The 18,854-nt window shown below is 73.4% G+C and carries 20 protein-coding genes and 1 pseudogene; 14 read left to right on the top strand and 7 right to left on the bottom strand.

Annotated features, from left to right (window positions below):
- Position 1: 1 nt before the first annotated feature.
- The 5 genes from AB0C76_RS33780 to AB0C76_RS33760 all read right to left on the bottom strand — a co-directional run bounded on the left by AB0C76_RS33780 (position 2) and on the right by AB0C76_RS33760 (position 4,021).
- Positions 2-1,051 carry a 3-oxoacyl-[acyl-carrier-protein] synthase III C-terminal domain-containing protein gene (locus AB0C76_RS33780; protein ID WP_359972976.1) on the bottom strand — a complete coding sequence of 350 codons (1,050 nt, stop codon included), beginning with the start codon at positions 1,049-1,051 and terminating at the stop codon, positions 2-4.
- Positions 1,052-1,439: 388 nt separating this feature from the next.
- The gene (locus AB0C76_RS33775) at positions 1,440-1,796 is read right to left on the bottom strand and encodes a hypothetical protein (protein ID WP_359972974.1); all 357 of its coding nucleotides are present in this window, start codon (positions 1,794-1,796) and stop codon (positions 1,440-1,442) included.
- 13 nt (positions 1,797-1,809) lie between these two features.
- Entirely contained in the window at positions 1,810-2,730 is a 921-nt protein-coding gene (locus tag AB0C76_RS33770) for a hypothetical protein (protein WP_359972972.1), read from the bottom strand.
- 216 nt (positions 2,731-2,946) lie between these two features.
- On the bottom strand, positions 2,947-3,405 hold the full coding sequence (locus AB0C76_RS33765) for an SRPBCC family protein (RefSeq protein WP_359972970.1): 459 nt from the start codon (positions 3,403-3,405) through the stop codon (positions 2,947-2,949).
- 34 nt (positions 3,406-3,439) lie between these two features.
- On the bottom strand, positions 3,440-4,021 hold the full coding sequence (locus tag AB0C76_RS33760) for a TetR/AcrR family transcriptional regulator (protein WP_359972968.1): 582 nt from the start codon (positions 4,019-4,021) through the stop codon (positions 3,440-3,442).
- Between the two features lie 117 nt (positions 4,022-4,138).
- Between AB0C76_RS33760 and AB0C76_RS33755 the strand changes: the two genes are divergently transcribed.
- From AB0C76_RS33755 to AB0C76_RS33730, 6 genes are all read left to right on the top strand, one after another.
- A complete protein-coding gene (locus AB0C76_RS33755) occupies positions 4,139-4,969 on the top strand; it encodes a carboxymuconolactone decarboxylase family protein (RefSeq protein WP_359972965.1) in 831 nt (276 codons plus the stop codon).
- Between the two features lie 22 nt (positions 4,970-4,991).
- A complete protein-coding gene (locus AB0C76_RS33750; protein WP_359972963.1) occupies positions 4,992-5,573 on the top strand; it encodes a hypothetical protein in 582 nt (193 codons plus the stop codon).
- Between the two features lie 122 nt (positions 5,574-5,695).
- On the top strand, positions 5,696-6,214 hold the full coding sequence (locus AB0C76_RS33745; RefSeq protein WP_359972961.1) for a universal stress protein: 519 nt from the start codon (positions 5,696-5,698) through the stop codon (positions 6,212-6,214).
- Between the two features lie 150 nt (positions 6,215-6,364).
- Positions 6,365-7,039: a cutinase family protein gene (locus tag AB0C76_RS33740; protein ID WP_359972959.1), complete on the top strand. Its 675-nt coding sequence runs from the start codon at positions 6,365-6,367 to the stop codon at positions 7,037-7,039.
- A gap of 145 nt (positions 7,040-7,184) precedes the next feature.
- On the top strand, positions 7,185-9,647 hold the full coding sequence (locus AB0C76_RS33735; RefSeq protein ID WP_359972957.1) for a penicillin acylase family protein: 2,463 nt from the start codon (positions 7,185-7,187) through the stop codon (positions 9,645-9,647).
- A gap of 79 nt (positions 9,648-9,726) precedes the next feature.
- Entirely contained in the window at positions 9,727-10,782 is a 1,056-nt protein-coding gene (locus AB0C76_RS33730) for an alpha/beta hydrolase-fold protein (RefSeq protein WP_359973027.1), read from the top strand.
- A 27-nt stretch (positions 10,783-10,809) separates the two neighbouring features.
- Here AB0C76_RS33730 and AB0C76_RS33725 read toward each other — a convergent pair whose 3' ends face one another.
- Complete coding sequence (locus tag AB0C76_RS33725) at positions 10,810-11,934, bottom strand: BTAD domain-containing putative transcriptional regulator (protein WP_359972955.1); 1,125 nt, start codon at positions 11,932-11,934, stop codon at positions 10,810-10,812.
- Between the two features lie 183 nt (positions 11,935-12,117).
- Here AB0C76_RS33725 and AB0C76_RS33720 point away from each other — a divergent pair, with 183 nt between their 5' ends.
- A complete protein-coding gene (locus tag AB0C76_RS33720; protein WP_359972953.1) occupies positions 12,118-13,149 on the top strand; it encodes an NAD-dependent epimerase/dehydratase family protein in 1,032 nt (343 codons plus the stop codon).
- Positions 13,150-13,232: 83 nt separating this feature from the next.
- Complete coding sequence (locus AB0C76_RS33715; protein WP_359972951.1) at positions 13,233-13,613, top strand: hypothetical protein; 381 nt, start codon at positions 13,233-13,235, stop codon at positions 13,611-13,613.
- Between the two features lie 26 nt (positions 13,614-13,639).
- Here the strand turns inward: AB0C76_RS33715 and AB0C76_RS33710 are convergent, their stop codons facing one another.
- Entirely contained in the window at positions 13,640-14,194 is a 555-nt protein-coding gene (locus tag AB0C76_RS33710; RefSeq protein WP_359972948.1) for a MarR family transcriptional regulator, read from the bottom strand.
- Positions 14,195-14,455: 261 nt separating this feature from the next.
- Between AB0C76_RS33710 and AB0C76_RS33705 the strand changes: the two genes are divergently transcribed.
- From AB0C76_RS33705 to AB0C76_RS33680, 6 genes and pseudogenes are all read left to right on the top strand, one after another.
- Positions 14,456-15,655 carry a cytochrome P450 gene (locus AB0C76_RS33705; protein WP_359972946.1) on the top strand — a complete coding sequence of 400 codons (1,200 nt, stop codon included), beginning with the start codon at positions 14,456-14,458 and terminating at the stop codon, positions 15,653-15,655.
- Between the two features lie 46 nt (positions 15,656-15,701).
- Positions 15,702-15,899, top strand: coding sequence for a ferredoxin (locus AB0C76_RS33700; protein ID WP_359972943.1), 198 nt, complete (start codon positions 15,702-15,704; stop codon positions 15,897-15,899).
- Complete coding sequence (locus AB0C76_RS33695; RefSeq protein ID WP_359972941.1) at positions 15,896-17,104, top strand: FAD-dependent oxidoreductase; 1,209 nt, start codon at positions 15,896-15,898, stop codon at positions 17,102-17,104. Before AB0C76_RS33700 ends, AB0C76_RS33695 begins: the two co-directional genes overlap by 4 nt.
- A 57-nt stretch (positions 17,105-17,161) precedes the next feature.
- Entirely contained in the window at positions 17,162-17,539 is a 378-nt protein-coding gene (locus AB0C76_RS33690; RefSeq protein ID WP_359972938.1) for a peptidoglycan-binding domain-containing protein, read from the top strand.
- Between the two features lie 335 nt (positions 17,540-17,874).
- The gene (locus AB0C76_RS33685; RefSeq protein WP_359973025.1) at positions 17,875-18,645 is read left to right on the top strand and encodes an ATP-grasp domain-containing protein; all 771 of its coding nucleotides are present in this window, start codon (positions 17,875-17,877) and stop codon (positions 18,643-18,645) included.
- A 62-nt stretch (positions 18,646-18,707) separates the two neighbouring features.
- A pseudogene (locus tag AB0C76_RS33680) lies at positions 18,708-18,854 on the top strand (IS30 family transposase); the annotation flags it as partial.

Below are 18,854 nucleotides of genomic sequence, written 5' to 3'. Positions count from 1 at the left end.
GTCACACCTCCAGGGAGGAGACGGTCGCGGACAGGAAGCCGGTCACGACACCCGAGGCCGCGGGCACCATCAGCACCTTCGACCCCCCGGGTATGCGGCCCTCGGCGAGCGCCTGGTGCAGCACCAGGTAGTGCGAGGTGGTGGCGGTGTTCGCCAGCCGGTCGACGACCGACAGGGACGGCGGCATGGGCGCGCCGAAGCGGCTCGCGCCGGTGGCGTTCATGAAGTCGACGAACCGGGTGCCGACCTGGTGCTGGATGACGAAGTCGTAGCCCTCGTCGGCGAACCGCCGCCCCTGCTCGGCGAGTTTGTCCCCGTGGAAGGCCGGCCACAGCGAGAGCCGGTCCTCGGCGTGCATCTCCTTGTTGTTGGTGTACATGGCCATGCCGCCGGTGCCGTCGCTGGGCATGCCGAGGCACAGGTGCGAGTACTCCGAACACGTCATCAGCTCGATGTCGTGGATCACGTCGCGGTCGTCGGTCGCGCGGTCCATCACCAGCGCGACGGCGGAGTCCCCGACGGACATCGACGCGAACTGGGGGTCCCTGCTGTCCTCCATCTCGCGCGCGGCGGTGAAGGCGATGGGGGTGATCTGCTCCCCGCTCAGCACCAGGCCGTTGCGCACGGTGCCGGCGCGGATCATCCGGTCCAGCAGGAGGACGCCGGTCATCATGCCGGCGCAGGCGTTGGAGACGTCGAAGCGCAGGGCGTCGTGCGCGCCGATCTCCTCGGCGATGCGGTGCGCGAAGGAGGGCTCGAACTGCAGGCGCCCGCCGTCGGCCATGCGGCTGATGGAGCAGGAGATCACGGCGTCGATGCCGTCCGGCGCGTGGCGGGAGCGTTCCAGACAGTCCCGGGCCGCCGCCACGGCCATCGTCAGGCTGTCCTCGGGGTCGTGCGCGGTGTCGTCCGCCACCCGTCGCTCAGTCGTCCCGGTGATCTTCACGAGGTCGAACTCCGGCGCCTTCTCCAGGCGGCCGAGGAGTTCCCCGGTACTCATCACCGTCGTGGGGAGGTAGGCCCCGATGGCTTCTAACCGAGTCTTGTTCACGACACCCTCTATTCTTTCCAACGCGGGTCCGGGCGATTAAAGGCACGTAAAATCGCGCGAGGTGATTCGGCATCACCCGCGACGACCTTCATGCACGCCTGAACCCGATGTGCCCATGGCTACTTCGCGGACTTCTCCCAGGTCAGGGGAGTGCCGCTACATGACGCGAGCGCGCCAATCACCGTCGGAGACTATCGCATTACTCAAAGCGACTGCGCCTCGCGGGTGTGTGACGATCGCCACCCGCTATTTCCGGCCGCGTTCGCGCGGGGGTGCAACCATCCTCTCTGTACGGATGGTCGGGGCCGTCTGATGGCTGATCCGAAGGGCGGGGCGGGTGATCCGGAAGGGTCCTTGGCCCTCATTTTCCCGGATTCCCGCCCCGCCGCTATCGGGTGAGGTCCTGACGGGCCGTCGCGAGCGCCGCCGGGTCCAGCTTCCCGGCGCCCTCGTCGAGGAGCCAGCGCTCCAGTTCCCGCCCGTGGTCCTCCAGGCGGCGCGGCGGCCCGTCCGGGGTGCGCACGGTCACCAGGCCGCCGGACACGACGATCTCGGTGGTGGTGGCGCCGTCGTCCGGGCCGGTCCGCATCCGCAGTCCCCGGTAGCCGAGCCCGTCGCGCGGCCGCGCGTCGCCGCCCGCCGGCGCCAGCGCCTCGATCCGGCGCGCCAACTCGTAGGCCGCGGCGGGCTCCAGGGCGAACCGGGGGTTGGGGCGCCCGCTGTAGAGGTCCACCTCGACGATCACCCGTGACCGCCTTTCAGCGGATCCTCTGCCGCTGGCTGTTGCAGCCGTAGAAGTAGCCGCAGAAGATCGTGTAGGGCCCGCGGTCGGCGGTCTCCGGGTCGTAGATCACGTTCCCGCTGTTGTCGTAGTTGCGGGCCGCCGTCCCGCCCGGCTTGTGGCCCCAGAAGCCCTCCTTCTGCTTGCGGTACCAGTGGAAGTCGCCGCCGCCGGGGATGACGACCAGGGCGACGAGGAAGCGCGGCTTCTCGCCGTCGGGGAAGCAGTCGAACCGGTGGTGCATGCCGTCGCACAGCGCCGCGCGGGTCACCTCGGCGCAGTCGATCCGCGTGTACATGCTGCCGCAGCCGCGACCGGGCTGCGCGAAGGTGTTCGTGCGCCAGTTGCTGGCGTAGTTGTAGCAGTTGTTGCTGGACTGGACGGTCGGGTCGTTGTTCCAGAACCCGGGGTTGAACGCTCCGAGTTCGATCTGACAGGTGACCGCGGGGAGTTCCTCCTCCGCGCCGCCGGCGGGTTCGGTTCCGTCCTGCACGGAGGCCGTGCTGCTGCCCGACAGCTCTCCGAGCAGGAAGTCCCGGAAGGACTCGTCGACCGGCGGTGCGGTCCCGGCGAACGTGTCGGGGGCCCGGCCCCAGTCCGCGATGGTGATCAGCCGCTCGGCGACCTCCGCGACCCGCCCGGCCGGTGCCTGCGGCCCCACCGGGACGTAGAGGCGCGAGTCCACGTCGAAGTCGCGCGCGAGCCCGTCGTCGAAGGTCTCCAGCCAGAACCCGCGCAGGCCCAGACCGCCCGTCAGCGGTTCGGAGGGCCGGGAGGCGGTGAACAGCGTCCGGTCCCGCGTCAACTCCCGAAGAGCCGCGCGGGCCTGTGCCTCGTCGGTGATGTCCGCGACGGGGTCGGGCCGGCCGGAGTAGACGTCGGCGGTGATTCTCAGCATGCGTCCCGGTCTCCTTGAACGAGGAGTGGCTTGGGGGTCCGGGCGGCGGCGAATCGCCCGCCGCCCGGCCAGGTGCAGCCGTTTCTACACGTCCGGTCACGGGCCGGAACCCCGCCGCGCGGCGGCCCGGGCGGATGTCGTCCCAGCGGTTCAACGCCGCACGGGCACGCGCGCGGACCGCCACCGGAGCGGCCGCCGCTCATCGCGGACCGCCGGTCAGGGCGCCGGGAACCGCCCCGCGGTCGGGGCGAGCAGGTGGTCCAGCACCCGCCCGAACACGGCCCGCCCGGCGGCGGCCACCAGCGGGTCGAACAGGCGGGGCAGGCCGGCGATCCGCAGCTCCTCCGCCCACACGGCCTCGCTGCCCGCGCCCACCGCGCGCACCCGCAGCTCGGCGTGGCCGCGCACCACGCGTCCGCGCTTCTCCAGCCGGCACGCCCCGGGCCGCCCGTCCCCGGGGGCGTCCAGTGCGACGATCTCCATCGGGTCGTCAAAGAGCAGCGGTCCCAGGGAGGTACGCGCCAGGACGACGTCCCCGGTCTCCCGTCCGCTGCCCCGCACCGCCCTCACGCGGGTGAACGGCACCCGGTCCCCGTGCCGGGGCCAGGCGGTGAGCCGCGCCCAGCACTCGTCCGGCGGCAGCGGGCAGCGGCGGGTCAGGACGAATCGGGCCATTGCGCCACCCTAGCCCCCTGGTCGGGGGTGCGCGTCAGGCCGGGCGCAGGCCTTCGAGGACCGGTGTGACGAGGAGGGGGCTGCGCAGGGTCTCCTCGGGGCCGGCGCCCAGGAGGACGCGGTAGTAGGCCGGGGCGTAGAGGATGTCGACCATCGTGCGGGTGGGCAGGTCGGCGCGGAGCTGGCCGGCGGCGACGGCGGTGTCGAGGCGGCGCACGCACCGCTCGATGCGGGGTTCCAGGAAGGTGGCGCGCAGGGCGGCGGCCAGGGCGGGGTCGCTCTGGGCCTCGGCGATGATGCCGCGGTAGAGCGTGCCGGTGTCGCCGGTGAGCATGGCGGCCACGGCGGTGAGCTGGGCGGTGAGGTCGGCGGCGACGTCCCCGGTGTCGGGGAAGTCCATCGAGTCGCCGATCCGGTCGTTGACGGCGTCCAGGGCGATCGCGCCCTTGGAGGGCCACCAGCGGTAGATGGTCGGCTTGCCGACGCCCGCGGTCGCCGCGATGGCCTCGATGGTGGTCTTGCCGTACCCCTTGGCCGCGGCCACCTCGAAGACGGCGTCCAGGACGGCACGGCGGGCGCGTTCGCTACGGCGTTCGGGGTTCGGCTGGCGGCTCATGGCCCGGAGTCTAGCCCAGACGTGACGTTACGTTTCGTTTTGACAGCCGGTGCGGGACCGCCCTAGCCTCATGAGCGTTACGAAACGTTTCGTTACGCCTACCTCGAGGAGTCCGCCGTGACCGCTCCCGCCTCCCCGCCCACCGACCGCCACGCCCGCGGGCTGGCCCTCCTGCGCGAGGTCGCCGGCCCCGAGGGCGCCGGAGTCCTGGACGGCCTCGCCGACATCGCCCCGGACCTCGCCCGCCTGACCGTCGAGTTCGGCTACGGCGACGTGTACGCCCGCCCCGGCCTCACCCTCCCCCAGCGGCAGCTCGTCAACGTCGCCGCCCTCACCGCGCTCGGCACCGCGGCCCCGCAGCTGCGCTTCCACATCGACGGCGCCCTCAACGTCGGCGTCGAGCCGTCCGCGATCGTCGAGACGGTCCTCCACGTGGCCGTCTACGCCGGCTTCCCGGCGGCGCTCAACGGCATCGCCGTGGCGAAGGCCGCCTTCGCGGCCCGCCCGGGGCTCGACTTCACCCCCGTCCGCAGCGAGGCCGACGGCGCGCAGACGCTGCGCGAGCGGCACCAGCGCGGGCTCGCCACCCTGGAGCGGGTCGACGGGGAGGCCGGGGAGCGCGTCGTCGCCTCGCTCGCGGACATCGCCCCCGCCCTGGCCGACCACATCGTCGACTTCGCCTTCGCCGACGTCTACGCGCGCCCCGCCCTCGACCTGAAGAGTCGTGAACTGGCCACCGTGGCCGCCTGCACCGCGCTCGGCACCGCCGGCCCGCAGCTGCGGGTCCACCTGCACGGTCTGCTCAACGTCGGCGGCACCCGGCAGGAGGCGGTCGAGACGATCACCCAGATGGCCGTCTACGCGGGCTTCCCGGCCGCGCTCAACGGGATCGCGGCCGCCCGCGAGGTGTTCGCCGAGCGCGACGCGGCGGGCCGGACGGGGCAGTAGGCGCCCGACGTAGCCTGCGGACATGGCGATCAACGGCTTCGGCGCGACCGAGTTCCAGCTGGTGCTGCTGCGCAGGATGGCCGACTACCACCCCGACCTGGTCGAGGACGCGGTCCGGCGGCTCGGGGCCACCCGGGCCGGGATGCGCGAGGCGAACAAGCGCTGGCAGGCGATGGTCCGCGCGCCCGGATTCCCCCGCGGCGCCGCCCGCTACACCGCCGTCCTCGGACCGCCCGCGGAGAGCGTGGCGCGGCCGATCGGGGACCTCGCCTGCACCGCGCGGCAGTGGGAGCTGCCGCTCTGGCCCGGCCTGCGCTTCGAGATCCTGCTCGGCCCGGCAGACGCCGGCGCCCCGCTGCTCAACGAGTGGCTGGTGCGCGCCGCCGGCACCCCGGCGCCCGAGCTGCGCACCCTGGCCGACCTCGCGCCCTGGAGCTGCGTGGTCGGCGACGTCGCCACCGCCTTCCCGCCCGCCGTGCCGCGCGAAGGCAGCGCCCCCACCCGCTTCCAGCTGGACTTCGGCGCCCCGGACCAGGACGGGCGGGTGCGGGCGTACACCGCGGACTTCACCTGGGGGCTGCTCCAGGAGGTGCGGGAAGCGTGAAGGGCATGACCGGGAGATGAAAGGAAGGATTCAGTTTATACCTTGCATTTGCAGGCCGCGGTGGGACTGTGTCAATGTAATCGCAGACATCAAGCGGGATTGACACGGGAAAGCGAAGGATCATGTCGTACGGCGCACGCGTCATCGTCGGAGTGAACGGCTCGCTGCACAGCCTGACCGCCCTGCACCGCGCGGCGGCCGAGGCCCGGGCCCGGGGCGCCGTCCTCGTGCCGGTGCTCGCCTGGACCCCCGTCGGCGGCGAGCGCAACTACCGTGCGCAGCCCTGCCCGCCGCTGCTGCGCGAGTGGGAGGACGCCGCCCGCACCCGCCTGGACCGCGCGCTGGAGGAGGCCTTCGGCGGCCTGCCGATCGGCGTGCCGGTGGAGCCGATGGTGGTCCGCGGCCAGGCCGGGCCCGTCCTGACCGGGCTGGCCGAGCGCCCGGGCGATCTGCTGGTGGTCAGCACCGGCCGCCAGGGCGGCGCCCGCGGCAGGCTGCGCCGGCTGCTGCCCGGCTCCGTCACCCGCCACTGCCTCAACCGGGCGCGCTGCGGCGTGCTCGCCGTGCCGCCGTCCGGCCTGCTCGACGACCTGCGCGCCCTGCACCGCGGCATCGACCTGTGCGAGCTCGTCGCCGCCTGAGCCGGGGCCGGTCCGGGGCCGTGCGAACGACCAGGCGCTTCATTGCGATGTCATCGCCCGCTGTCACTGTCGTGCGGACACCTCGGCCGACCGCCCAGCGCACCGCACCGGAGAGCGGACGCGTCGGCCCACTGCGTGGGGAGAAATCGAATGCGAGCACGAAGGATCGCGGCCGCGGCGGCCGGACTCCTGATGACCACCGGGCTGACGGCGGCCCAGGGGACCGCGGCCCAGGCGGCCACGACGCGCGTGACCGCTCCGTGCGAGGGCACCTACACGATCGTCGTCGGCGGCACCGGCAGCACGTGGAACAACGACGGCTTCCGCGGCAACATCCAGCAGCACGTCGGGTATCCCACCCAGATCCCCAACGGCGCGAGCACGCGCGCGGGCGTCAACGAGCTGAACCGGCTGGTGCGCGACCAGCGCGCCGCGTGTCCCGGCCAGCACGTCAAGATGGCCGGGTACTCCCTGGGGGCCGGCGTGGTGCACGTCTGGGTCACCGAGAACTGGCAGACCTTCGACAACGTCAACGCCATCCTGATCGCGGACCCCAAGCGCCAGGGCCCGCCCGGGGCCAACGGCGGGGCCGTGCCGTTCGGCGGCCTCATCGGCCCGCCGCTCGCCGGCGCCGACCGGTTCTTCGGCAACGTGCCCGTCAAGACGATCTGCAACTGGGACTACGTCTGCGACGAGTCGGCCGGCATCTGGACCTACCCGGCCAACCACGTCAACAACTACCCCATGGACTTCGACATGGACCACCACAACGACAGCGCCAACGAGGAGTGGTACAACGGCGCCTGGCGCCCCGCCTCCTGGTAGGCGACGCGCAAGGCTTGCGACACCCCCCCCGGCCGCCCGGCACACTCCGCCGGGCGGCCGGGGGCGTCATCGGGATTTCATCGCCCCTCCCTAGCGTGACCGCGTTCAGACAAGCACTCGGATCGCAGGGGGAGAGGACGGCCCGATGGCACGGAGGAGATTCACGACGCGGCTGCCGGTGGCGGTCGCGGTCGCGGCGGCGCTGCTGAGCACCATGGCAGTCGCCGAGGCGCCCGCCGCCGCACCCGGCGCGGCACCGGACAAGCCGACGATCCGCTACACCGAGTACGGGATCCCGCACATCATCGCCTCCAACTGGGAGGGCCTGGGCGAGGGTTACGGGTACGCCGCGGCCAAGGACAACATCTGCACGCTGGCCGACACCTACCTGATGGTCAACGCCCAGCGCTCCCGCTACCTGGGGCCCGCCGGCAAGGCGAGCCCCGGCGAGCGGCAGAACAGCACCACCAACCTCAACAGCGACCTGTACTTCCAGCGGATCAACGACAACCGGGTCGTGGAACGGCTGCTCGACCAGCCCGCCCCCAACGGCCCGGAGTCGGAGGTCCGGGAGGGCATCCGCGGCTACGTCCAGGGCTACAACAGGTACCTGGCCGAGACCGGCGTGAACGACATCTCCGACCCGGCCTGCCGCGGCGCGGCCTGGGTGCGCCCGATCACCGAGCTCGACGTCTACCGGCACGCGCACGCCGAGATCATCATGGGCAGCGCCGACCCGCTGCTGGACGGCGAGGTGAACGCGGTGCCCCCGGGTGCCTCGGCCCCGGCGGCCTCGCAACCGGCGGCCTCGTCCGAGGAGACCGCGGCGAAGATCCGCGAAGCGATGGCCGCCGCCCGCCAAGAGGGCAGCATGGGCAGCAACGCCCTGGCCGTCGGCGCCCAGGGCGTGGCCGCGGGCACCGGCACCGGCATGCTGCTGGCCAACCCGCACTTCCCGTGGCAGGGCAAGAACCGGATCTGGCAGAGCCAGCTGACCATCCCGGGCCGGGTCAACGTCTCCGGTGGCAGCCTGCTCGGCCTGCCCGCCGTGAACATCGGGCACACCGACGACGTCGCCTGGAGCCACACCGTCGCCACCGTCGCCCCGTTCGGCCTGTTCGACGTGCAGGTGGACCCGCTGCACCCGACCAACTACCTGGTGGACGGCGCCTGGCAGCCCATGACCTCCCAGCAGGTCGGCGTCGACGTGCTGAACGCGGACGGCTCCGTCGGCCGGGTCACCCGCACGCTGTGGTCCACCCGCTACGGCCCCATCACCTCCTCGGTGATGGGCACTCCGCTGCCCTGGGTGGTGAGCGCCCACGCGGTGCGCGACGCGAACATGGACAACCTGCGGGCGCTGAACACCTGGTTCCACCTCGACCAGGCCAAGGACGTCAACGACGTCGTGAACACCCTGGAGACCACCGAGGGCGTCCCGTTCTTCAACACCGTCGCCGCCGACCGCAAGGGCATCGCCCTCTACGCGGACATCCAGGCCGCCCCGAACATCACCGACGCGCACGCCCAGTCCTGCCTCACCCTGACCGGACAGCTGCTGTTCAACCAGACGCTGCGGCTGCCCAACGTGCCGCCGGTCTCCATCTTCGACGGCAAGCGCAGCGCGTGCGACTGGCCCGACGACCCGAACGCGCCCGCGCCGGGCCTGCTGGACCCGCACAAGCAGCCGCGCCTGATCCGCTCCGACTTCGTGGGCAACGCCAACGACAGCGCCTGGCTGGCCAACCCCGAGCAGCCGCTGGCCTTCCCGAGGGTGATGGGCGACACCGCCGCGCCCCGCTCGCTGCGCACCCAGGAGCTGATCCTGACCGCGCAGAACCGGATCAACGGCAACGACGGCCTGCCGGGCCGCGGCTTCACCCCGGAGACCATGCGCCAGCTGCTGTTCGCGGACCGCAGCAGGGCGGCCGACCTGGCCCTCGACGCCACGGTGACCGCGTGCCGGAACACCCCCTTCGGGCTCGTCCTGGTGGACGGCAACCTGGTCAACATCAGCGAGGCCTGCCCGGTGCTGGCCGCCTGGAACCACACCTACACGGCGGACAGCCGGGGTTCGTGGCTGTTCGAGAACTTCTGGTTCCTCCTGACCGGCGGGCAGGCGATCGAGAAGCTGCCCTGGCGGGTGCCGTTCGATCCCAAGGACCCGGTGCACACGCCCAATTCGCTCGACCCCGGCAACGACGCCGTCCGCAACGCGCTCGCCCGGGCGGTCCTCGCGCTGCGCAACTCCGGTACCGCGCTGGACGCGCGGTTGGGGGACGTCCAGAAGGTCACCCGCAACGGCGAGCAGATCCCGATCCACGGATCGATCCACGAGCTGGGCGTGCTGAACGTCGTCACCCCCGGCACGGTCGACGGCAAGCTGGACATCACCTTCGGCTCCAGCTTCATCCAGGAGACGCGGTTCACCGCCGACGGGCCGCCGCAGTCCGCCTCGGTGCTGGCCTACTCCCAGTCCGCCAACCCCAACTCGCCGCACTACGCCGACCAGACCCGGCTGTTCTCGGCGGGCCAGTGGGTGACGGAACGCTACACCGAGGACCAGATCGCGGCCTCACCGGTCCTGGAGGTCAAGGTCCTCGACTGAGACCGCGCCGCACACGACACCACACCCGAGGGGGAACAGCGTGACGAAGACACTCACCCGCTGGCGAACGGTGGTGGCCCTGCTGGCCGCCGTCGTCGGGATCGTGGCGACCGCTACGACGGCCGTTCCGGCCCAGGCCGCGCAGACGGCCGGCACCGGGACTCCGCCGAGGATGACGGACGGCTTCGGCCTGACCCAGGTCGACGCGTCCGTGGGCGGGGCCACCGACTTCTACCTCACCGTCACCACGCCCGAGGTCACCGGCAAGCACCACATCAAGATCATCCTGCCGAGCGGCTACTACGACGACCCCACCAGGCGCTACCCCGTGCTGTACTTCCTGCACGGCTCGCCCGACGACCCGATCCAGCAGAACTACCCGGCGCTGACCACCTCCAACGCGATGATCACCGTCATCCCGGACGGCGGCGCCCGCGGCTGGTACGCCAACTGGCTCAACCAGAACACCCCGGCCGGAGCCCAGAACTGGGAGAACTTCCACCTCAAGCAGGTGATCCCGTTCATCGACGCGAACCTGCGCACCATCGCCACCAAGAAGGCCCGGGCGATCGCGGGCGTGTCCATGGGCGGGTTCGGGGCCTTCCACTACGCCCAGGACCGGCCCGACCTGTTCAGCCAGACCGCCTCGCTGTCGGGTGACATCGACCTGTCGGTCGACTCCATGGATCTGCGGCTGGCCGTCGTCGCCTCCCTCATCGACGCGCAGGGCGTGATCTGCGGCTCGTCGTCCGGGGCGTGCGACCCGAACAACGACCCCTACAAGCCCGGCGTGGACAGCGACGCCCTGTTCGGCACTCCCTACCCGGTGTTCAACGCGGACTGGCGGTGGAACGAGGCCGACCCGTCGCAGCACATGGACAAGCTCGCCGGCGTCGGCGTCTCCATCTACGTCGGCAACGGCCGCGGCGTGCCCACCGAGCCGGAGTTCTGGCTGGAGGGCGCGTCCAAGCACGTCAAGGACCGCATGGACGCCCTGGGCATGCCGTACTACTACGTCGACTACGGCGACGGCTCCGCCTGGGGCACCCAGTGCAACGGCGGCCACAACGGGTACTGCTGGGAACAGGACCTGCGGGACCTGATCCCCCGTCTGGAGCGGGCCTTCGCTTCCTGACCGTACCGAAGCGGCCCGGTCTCGGTCTCACCGCACGACGGTGGTGAGACCGAGACCGGTGTCGTCCCCGTGCAGGATCATCTGGTGGGTGCGCCGCAGCATCCGGCTCGGCGCGACGCCCAGGTCGTCGGCCAGGTGCCGGCAGGCGCGGCCGAACACGGCCAGCGCGTCGGCCTGCCGGCCGTCGCGGTACAGCGCGCGCATCAGCATCGCGGCCACCGGTTCGTTCAGCGGGTGCTCCGCGGACAGCGCGAACAGCTCGGCGACCGCCTCGGAGCACCGGCCCAGCCGCAGCTGCCACTCCGACTTGCGCTGGGCGACGGCGATCCGGCGCTCGGCGAGCCGCAGCCGCTCCAGCTCGGCGAGCGGGCCGGGCAGGCCGGCCAGGAGCTCGCCGCGGAAGAGGTCCAGCGCCCGGGTGCACAGGCGCACCGCCTCGGCCGTGTCACCCGCCCGGTGGGCGCTCCTCGCCTCGGCGACCAGGTCCTCCAAGCGCGCCAGGTCCACGTCGGCCGCGCCGGGGACGAGCCGGTAGCCGCACCGGTCGTGCTCGATCACCGGGTCCGGGCCTTCCCCGAGGCGCAGCGCCTTGCGCAGCCGGTAGACGTAGACCGGTACGACGTTGGTGACGGGCTGTTCCAACCCCCATACCCCGTCGAGGAGTTCCTGGCGGCTGACCGTCCGTCCGCCGCGTAGTGCCAGCGCCGCGAGCACGGCCTGCTGGCGCAGGTGCCCCAGGTTCAGGCAGCGCCCGTCCTGCCAGGCCCGCAGCGGCCCGAGCACGGAGATCCGCACCCGCGGCCCGCCCGCCCGCCCGGCGGTGGCGCCGCCACCGCGCGGCAGCGGGCCCGCCGCGCGCGTGCGGGGGCCGCTGCCGGGGGAGACCAGCCCGCAGTCGAAGGCGTGGACGATGGCGGCGGCCCGGTCCCGCAGCCCGAGCTTGGCCAGGATCCGCGCGAGGTGCCCGGCCACGACCTCCTCGGGGACGGCCAGCTGCGCGGCGATCTCGTCGTCGCGCAGCCCGCAGCCGACCGCGTGCAGCACCTCGCGCTCCCGCCGGTCGAGTTGCCGGCGGCCGAACTCCTGCTGCCGCGGTTCCGGCCGGCCGGGCGCGGCGGCGCTCGGCCGGCCGGCGGTGACGGTCATCGACATCGCTGCTCCCTGGGCTCCGGGCCGGCCGCTCGGGCGGACGGCGTCGACAAGGTAGTGGGGCGGTGGCCGCCCCGTAATCCGGAACGATCCGGGGTGCCGGGCGCGACTACTCCCGGCGGGCCGTCCTCTGCCCAGCGCGAAGAACGGTGTGCGCGGGGCCCGGACCGGGGCAGCCTTGCCGGTATGAAGATCCTGGTGCTCGGCGGTTCGTCGTTCCTGGGGCGGGCGTTCGCCTCCGAAGCCCTCGCCCGTGGTCACGAGGTGACCACGTTCAACCGCGGCCGCTCCGCCGCCGACCTGCCCGGGGTGGAGGCGGTGCGCGGCGACCGCGACTCGGACGCGGACCTCGCGCGCCTGGTGGAGGGGCGGCGCTGGGACGCCGTCGTCGACACCTCGGCCCAGCAGCCCGCCCAGGCGGCGGCCTCCGCCCGGCTGCTGCGCGAGCGCGCCGGCCACTACACGCTGATCTCCTCCGTCCACGCCTTCGAGGACTGGCCGGCCCGCGTGGTCGACGAGTCCTCGCCGCTGCACCCGTGCCCCGCCGACACCCCGCCCGGGCAGGAGTTCAGCGCCGCGCTCAAGGCCGGCTGCGAGCGGGCGGTGCAGGAGCACTTCGGTGCCGGGCGCTCCCTGGTCCTCAACAGCGGGCTGCTGATCGGCCCGTACGAGCGGGGCGGCCGCCTGCCGTGGTGGCTGGAACGGATGGCCCGCGGCGGGCGGGTGCTGGCACCCGGCGAGCCCGGCCGGCCCGTCCAGCTGATCGACGTCCGGGACTTCGCGGTGTTCGGACTGGACCTCCTGACGGCGGGCACGGCCGGCCGGTTCCTCACCACGGCGCCGCCCGGCCTGCTCACCTACGGGCAGTTCCTGGAGACCTGCGCGCAGGTGGCGGGGGAGGGGCGCGCCGAGCTCGTCTGGGTCCCGGACGCGCCGCTGGTCGCCGAGGGCCCGGACGCCGTCCAGCCGTGGAGCGAACTGCCGCTGTGGATGCCCGACGTCCCGGAGGCGGCCGGCACCTGGCAGGTCGACACCGCCCGCGCCCGGGCGGCCGGCCTGCGCTGCCGCCCCTTCGCCGAGACCGCCCGCGACACCTGGCAGTGGCTGCGCGGGCGCGGCCCGGCCGACGACACCGAACCCGACGGCCGCAAGCGCGGCCGCGTCCGGCAGGGCATCGAGCCTGCGAAGGAGCAGCGGCTGCTCGCCGCCCTGTCCTGACCCCTGCGGGCCTGCGGTTGCAGCTCGGTGACCATCCGTCGGACGCACTGCCGCACGGCCGCGCGAAGCGGCATCCTGACGGCATGCGGTGGATCCGGCGCGCGGCACGGGTCACGGACGGCGATCTCGTCCAGGCGTGGCTGTACGGCTGCCTCACGCCGGCGGTCGACCTGTGGCTCCTGTCCTTCGTCCCGGAGGGCCGCGGCCACGACCAGCGCGTCGTGGCGGCCTTCCTCGCGTTCCTGGCCTCGGCCGGCGCCCTGGCCGGTTTCGGCCTCGGCGTCCTGCGCGGACGTCGCCGGCCGGACGTGACGCCCGGCTCCCGACGACCCGTGCTCCGCCTGGTGCGGTGCGCGACGACGGGGGCCCTCTACGCCCACCTCGTGCTGCCGGCCGCCCTCGTCGTCGACCTCGCCCTGTCCCCGGACCGCGCCATCGCCTACCTCGTGCTCCTCGGCGCCTGAACCCGGCGGACCGCTCGCCCCGGGACTCAGCAGCCCCGCACGTCGCCCGCGTCCGGTCCCGCCTGCCCGGGGAGGGCGGGCGGGCCGTCCTCGGTGAGCATCGTGGCGCGCGCCCGCTGCACGTACCGGTCGATCAGGTGGCGCAGCACGCTGACGGTGGCGGCGACGTCCGGGTCCGGGACGCCGTCCAGCGCGCCGGCCAGTCCGGTGATGTTGGCCTGTTTCAGCCGGTCGAGCACGGCGCGTCCCTCGGCGGTGAGTTCGACCTGGCGGGCCCGGCGGTCCGTCGCGTCCTGGGTGCGGGCCACCAGCCGCTGGCCCTGGAGGCGGTCGATCTGCCGGGTGACGTGGGAGGACTTGACCATCAGGCGGTCGGCGAGGTCGGTGACCCGGCTGGCGCCCTCGGCCTCGCCGAGCGCGCGCAGCAGGTAGATGTCCGAGCGGGCGGCGGTGATGCCGGCCCGGGCCATCTGGCGTTCGTGCTGCTGTGAACGCGTCAGGAGGTAGGCCAGGCTGGCCAGTACGGCCTCCAGGTCCGAGGTGGTGGTCCGTTCGTCTACGGGGTCTTCGGCGTCCGACATGCAGGAACCTTAGCGATCCGGTGCGGGTCGCGGCGGTGGTGTGGCGGTCGTGCGGCGCCGGTGCAGGCCTCTGACCGGATTTCGGACAGATTCGTTCGCCACCCGGCGGGGCCTTTCGCCACCACGGACCGCGAGTTAGCGTGACGATGAGTTAGTTGCTTAAGGCACGTAATGACCCGGGGGTGACTGCACCACCCCGCCGCCCCCCCACGCAGCCGACCCCAGCCGCCGGCACACCAAGCTCCGGGAAGGGAGCCCCCCATGGCCACGGCCGCACCCACCCCCCGCTTCACCCACCCCGCCGCCCGCGGTGCCTGCCCCTTCGCCCCGCCCCCCGCCTACCAGCAGGCCCAGCAGGAGGAGCCGATCAGCCGCGTCTCCCTGTGGGACGGCACCCCCAGCTGGTTCCTCACCCGCTATGACGACATCAAGGCCGTCCTCGCGGACCCCCGCTTCAGCTCCGACGCCACCCGCCCCGGCTTCCCCTTCATCAGCGCCGGCGCCCGCCAGCTGAGCGCCGGGCAGACCACCTTCATCCGGATGGACGACCCCGAACACGCCCACCAGCGCCGGATGCTCACCGGCGAATTCATGATCAAGAAGGTCGAGGCGCTGCGTCCCGAGATCCAGCGCATCGCCGACCGCCTCCTCGACGACATGACCGCCGGCCGCACCGAGGCCGACCTCGTGCGCGACTTCGCCCTGCCCCTGCCCTCCCTCGTCATCTGCCTGCTCCTCGGCGTCCCCTACGAGGACCACGCCTTCTTCCAGGAGTGCAGCCGCGTCCTGCTGCGCCGCGACTCCGCGCCCGAGGACGTCGACGCCGCCCAGAAGCGCCTGGCCGACTACCTCGTCGCCCTCACCGAGACCAAGCGCACCGCACCCGACGACGGCATCCTCAGCCGCCTGGTGGAGCGCGGCGAGCTCACCACCGAGGAGATCGGCGCGATGGGCCGCCTCCTCCTGATCGCCGGGCACGAGACCACCGCGAACATGACCGCCCTGTCCGTCCTCGCCCTGCTGCGCAACCCCGCCCAGCTCGACCACCTGCGCGCCCACCCCGAGGCCGTCCCCGGCGCGGTCGAGGAACTGCTGCGCTACCTGACCATCGTCCACTCCGGCCTGACCCGCGTCGCCACCGAGGACGTCGAGGTCGGCGGCGTGCGGATCCGGGCCGGCGAAGGCGTCATCTGCATGGTCAGCACCGCCAACCGGGACGCCGAGCAGTTCCCCGGCGGCGACGAGCTCGACCTCACCCGCGACGCCCGCCGCCACCTCGCCTTCGGCTTCGGCACCCACCAGTGCCTCGGCCAGCCCCTCGCCCGCCTGGAACTCCGGATCGCCCTCGACACCGTCCTGCGCCGCCTGCCCGGACTGCGCCTGGCCGTCCCCTTCGAGGACGTCCCCTTCCGCGGCGAGATGCTCGTCTACGGCCTCCACGAACTGCCCGTCACCTGGTAACACCCCCAGCCTCCGTACCAGTTCGCCCACCCCGAAGGGAAAACCCGTGCTCGTCACCATCGACCAGGACAAGTGCTGCGGCGCCGGAAGCTGCGTCCTCGCCGCCCCCGACGTCTTCGACCAGCGCGACGAGGACGGCATCGTCGTCCTGCTCGACGCCCGCCCGCCCGCGGACCTCCACCAGGCCGTCAAGGACGCCGCCGACGTCTGCCCCGCCGCCGCGATCCGCCTGGAGACGGCGTGACCGCACTGCGGCAGGTCGCCGTCGTCGGAGCCGGCGCCGCCGGACTGCACGCCGCCGAAGCGCTGCGCCGGGCCGGCTACGACGGCCGCCTCACCCTCGTCGGCGCCGAGGACGCGCCACCGTACGACCGGCCGCCGCTGTCCAAGCACCTGCTCTCCGGCCAGTGGCAGCCCGAACGCCTCACCCTGCGCGAACCCCACGCGCTGGCCGAGCTCGCGCTCGACCTGCGCCTGGGGGTGGCCGCCGCCGGCCTGGACCGCCGCGCCCGCACCGTCCGCCTCGCCGACGGCCACGAGGTGCCCTGCGACGCCGTCGTCATCGCCACCGGGGTCCGCCCGCGCCGCCTGCCCGGCGCCGAGGCCCCGCTGGCCGGCGCCCACGTGCTGCGCACCCTCGCCGACGCCCTCGCCCTGCGCGAGGACCTGCGCACCGGCGGCCGGCTGCTGGTGGTGGGCGGCGGACTGCTCGGCGCCGAGGCGGCGGCCACCGCCGTCGCCCTCGGGGCCGAGGTCACCTGGCTGGTCTCCACCCCCGCCCCGCTGGCCGCGGTCCTCGGCACCGAGACCGCCGCCCTGCTGGCCGGACTGCACCGCGAACACGGCGTGCGGATCCACGTCGGCACCGCCACCGGGGTCCTCGAGCGCGGCGGCCGCGCCACCGGCGTCCGCCTCGCCGACGGCACCGACCTCGCGACCGACACCGTCCTGATGGCCGTCGGCTCCGAACCCGCCACCGGCTGGCTGGACGGCAGCGGCCTCGCCCTGGCCGACGGCGTGCTCTGCGACGCCTACTGCGCCGCCGGTGACGGCGTGTGGGCCGCCGGCGACGCCGCCGCCTGGCCCGACCCGCACACCGGCCGCCACCGGCGCCTGGAACAGCGCACCAACGCCACCGAACAGGCCCTGCACGCCGCCCGCAACCTCCTGGCCGGCCCGGACGGCACCCGCCAGGCCTACACCCCGGTCCCGTACCTGTGGACCGACCAGTACGGCCTGCGGATCCAGGCCTTCGGTCGCCCGGGCGCCGCCGACCAGTTCGAACTCGTCGACGGCACCTTGGCCGAACACCGCTTCGCCGCCGCCTGCGTCCGCGACGGACGGGTCGTGGGCGCGGTGGGCATCGCCGCCGCCAAGGCCCTGCGCGGCCTGCGTGCCCAGGTCGCCGCCCACGGCCCGTGGCCCCCCGACCAGGAAACCCGCCCGTAGGGGACGCGTATAGTCCGGAGTCTGACGATCATTCGTATTCCAATTCTTGGGGTTTCCTTGAGCAACACCTCCATCAGGCGGCGCGGCGCGTTCCTGTTCGCGACCACCGCCCTCGTCACCGCCGGCGTCATGGGCGGCACCGCCCAGGCCGTGCCCAACTCCGGCTCGCTGTGGGTCGGTTACGGCAAGAGCAACACGTACGCCAGCGTCAAGTGCGTCCAGCAGATCTCCAACTCCTTGCACTACCAGACCGGTTACCACGTGATCGACGTGGACGGCTCGTTCGGCCCCGACACCGACGGGGCGATCAGGGCCGTCCAGAAGTGGGCGAGCCTGCAGCAGGACGGCGTCGTCGGCCCGAGGACCGGTGACGTCATGGTCGAGGCCACCAAGGACCTCTACGGCTGCTACCCGTACCTGCCCACCCTCAAGTGACGCCCGCCGCCCGGTCCCGGTAGTCACCGGTGCCGGGGCCCCGCCCCGCCCGCCTCCGGGCAGGGCGGGGCCCGCACCGGCGGAACGGTCCTGCCGTGACGCGACCCCACCGGCCGAACGGTCGCGCGGCTACCGCTGGTCGGCGCGAGCCGCGGAATCCCACACCGGTGAACGTTCCGGCCCGACTTTCCCCGGTCGTCTCTCGTCCCGGTCCGCCGGCACCCGTCCTGCCCGAAACCCGGCTGCGGGCGCGGGCGCGGCGGCGCTAGCCTGGCCGTTTCGCGGAGCGGAGGAGGGGCGCGGTGCTGGTCATGCCGGGGCGGCGGACGTCGACGATGGAGCTGCTGGCCGTCGAGGCGGCCGGCCGGGGGATGCCGGTCCTGGCCGCGGAGGAGGCGGGCGGCCCGGAAGCGGGACCGGCGGCCGGTTCGGCGCACTGGTACGGCGGGCCGGTCGCGGGCGAGCGGCTCGCGGAACGGCTCGGGTTCGCGCTGCTCGAACCGACGGACGACTGGCTCGCCGAGCTGCCGGAGGAGTTCACCGGCCGGGACGTCAGGTCGGCGACCCTCGCGGACGCGTGGGCGCTCGACCGGCCCGCGTTCGTCAAGCCGCCGCGGGACAAGTCCTTCCCGGCCGCCGTCTACGCCGACGGCTCCCGCCTGCCCACCGGCCTGGACCCCGCGACACCGGTGCTGCTCTCCGAGGTGGTGACGTTCGCTGCCGAGTACCGGCTGTTCCTGCTGGACGGGCGGATCGCCACGGCCAGCCGCTACGCGGTGTTCGGCCGCCTCGACCCGCGCCCGCTCGACGGCGACCCCGCCGCCGCCGAGATCGCCGGCTTCGTCGACCGGCTGGCCGCCGCGGCCGGCCCCACCCTGCCGAGCGCCGTCGTCCTGGACGTCGGACAGCTGCTCGACCCCTACCGCCCGGGCCACCGCTGGGCCGTGGTGGAGGCCAACATGGCGTGGTTCTCCCACGCGTACGCCGCCGACCCCGTACGTGTCCTGGACGTGGTACTGCGCGCGGCGGGGCCGCGCGAGCACGTACGGCCGCAGGACCTGCGCTTCGTGCGGCACCCGGAGCGCCCGGAGCACCCAGGGCAGTGAGAAGGGCCGGGGCGGCGCCTGGGTTCTAGGAGTCGTTGCAACACCCCAGCTCAGGGGATGCATTGGACTTCGAGATCCGTGAGGACCGGACAGCTCAGGGGCCTGTGAAGCTGGGCCGGGAGCGGGCGGCATACTCCCGGCTCATGCAGCAGGGCTACAGCAACACCGAGGCGTGCCGGATCGTGGGCATCGATCAGCGGACCGGCCGC

This window comes from Kitasatospora sp. NPDC048722 (assembly GCF_040650235.1).
Lineage (GTDB): Bacteria > Actinomycetota > Actinomycetes > Streptomycetales > Streptomycetaceae > Kitasatospora.
Note: the sequence above shows the minus strand (reverse complement) of the source record. Positions and strands in the feature narration are given on the sequence as shown.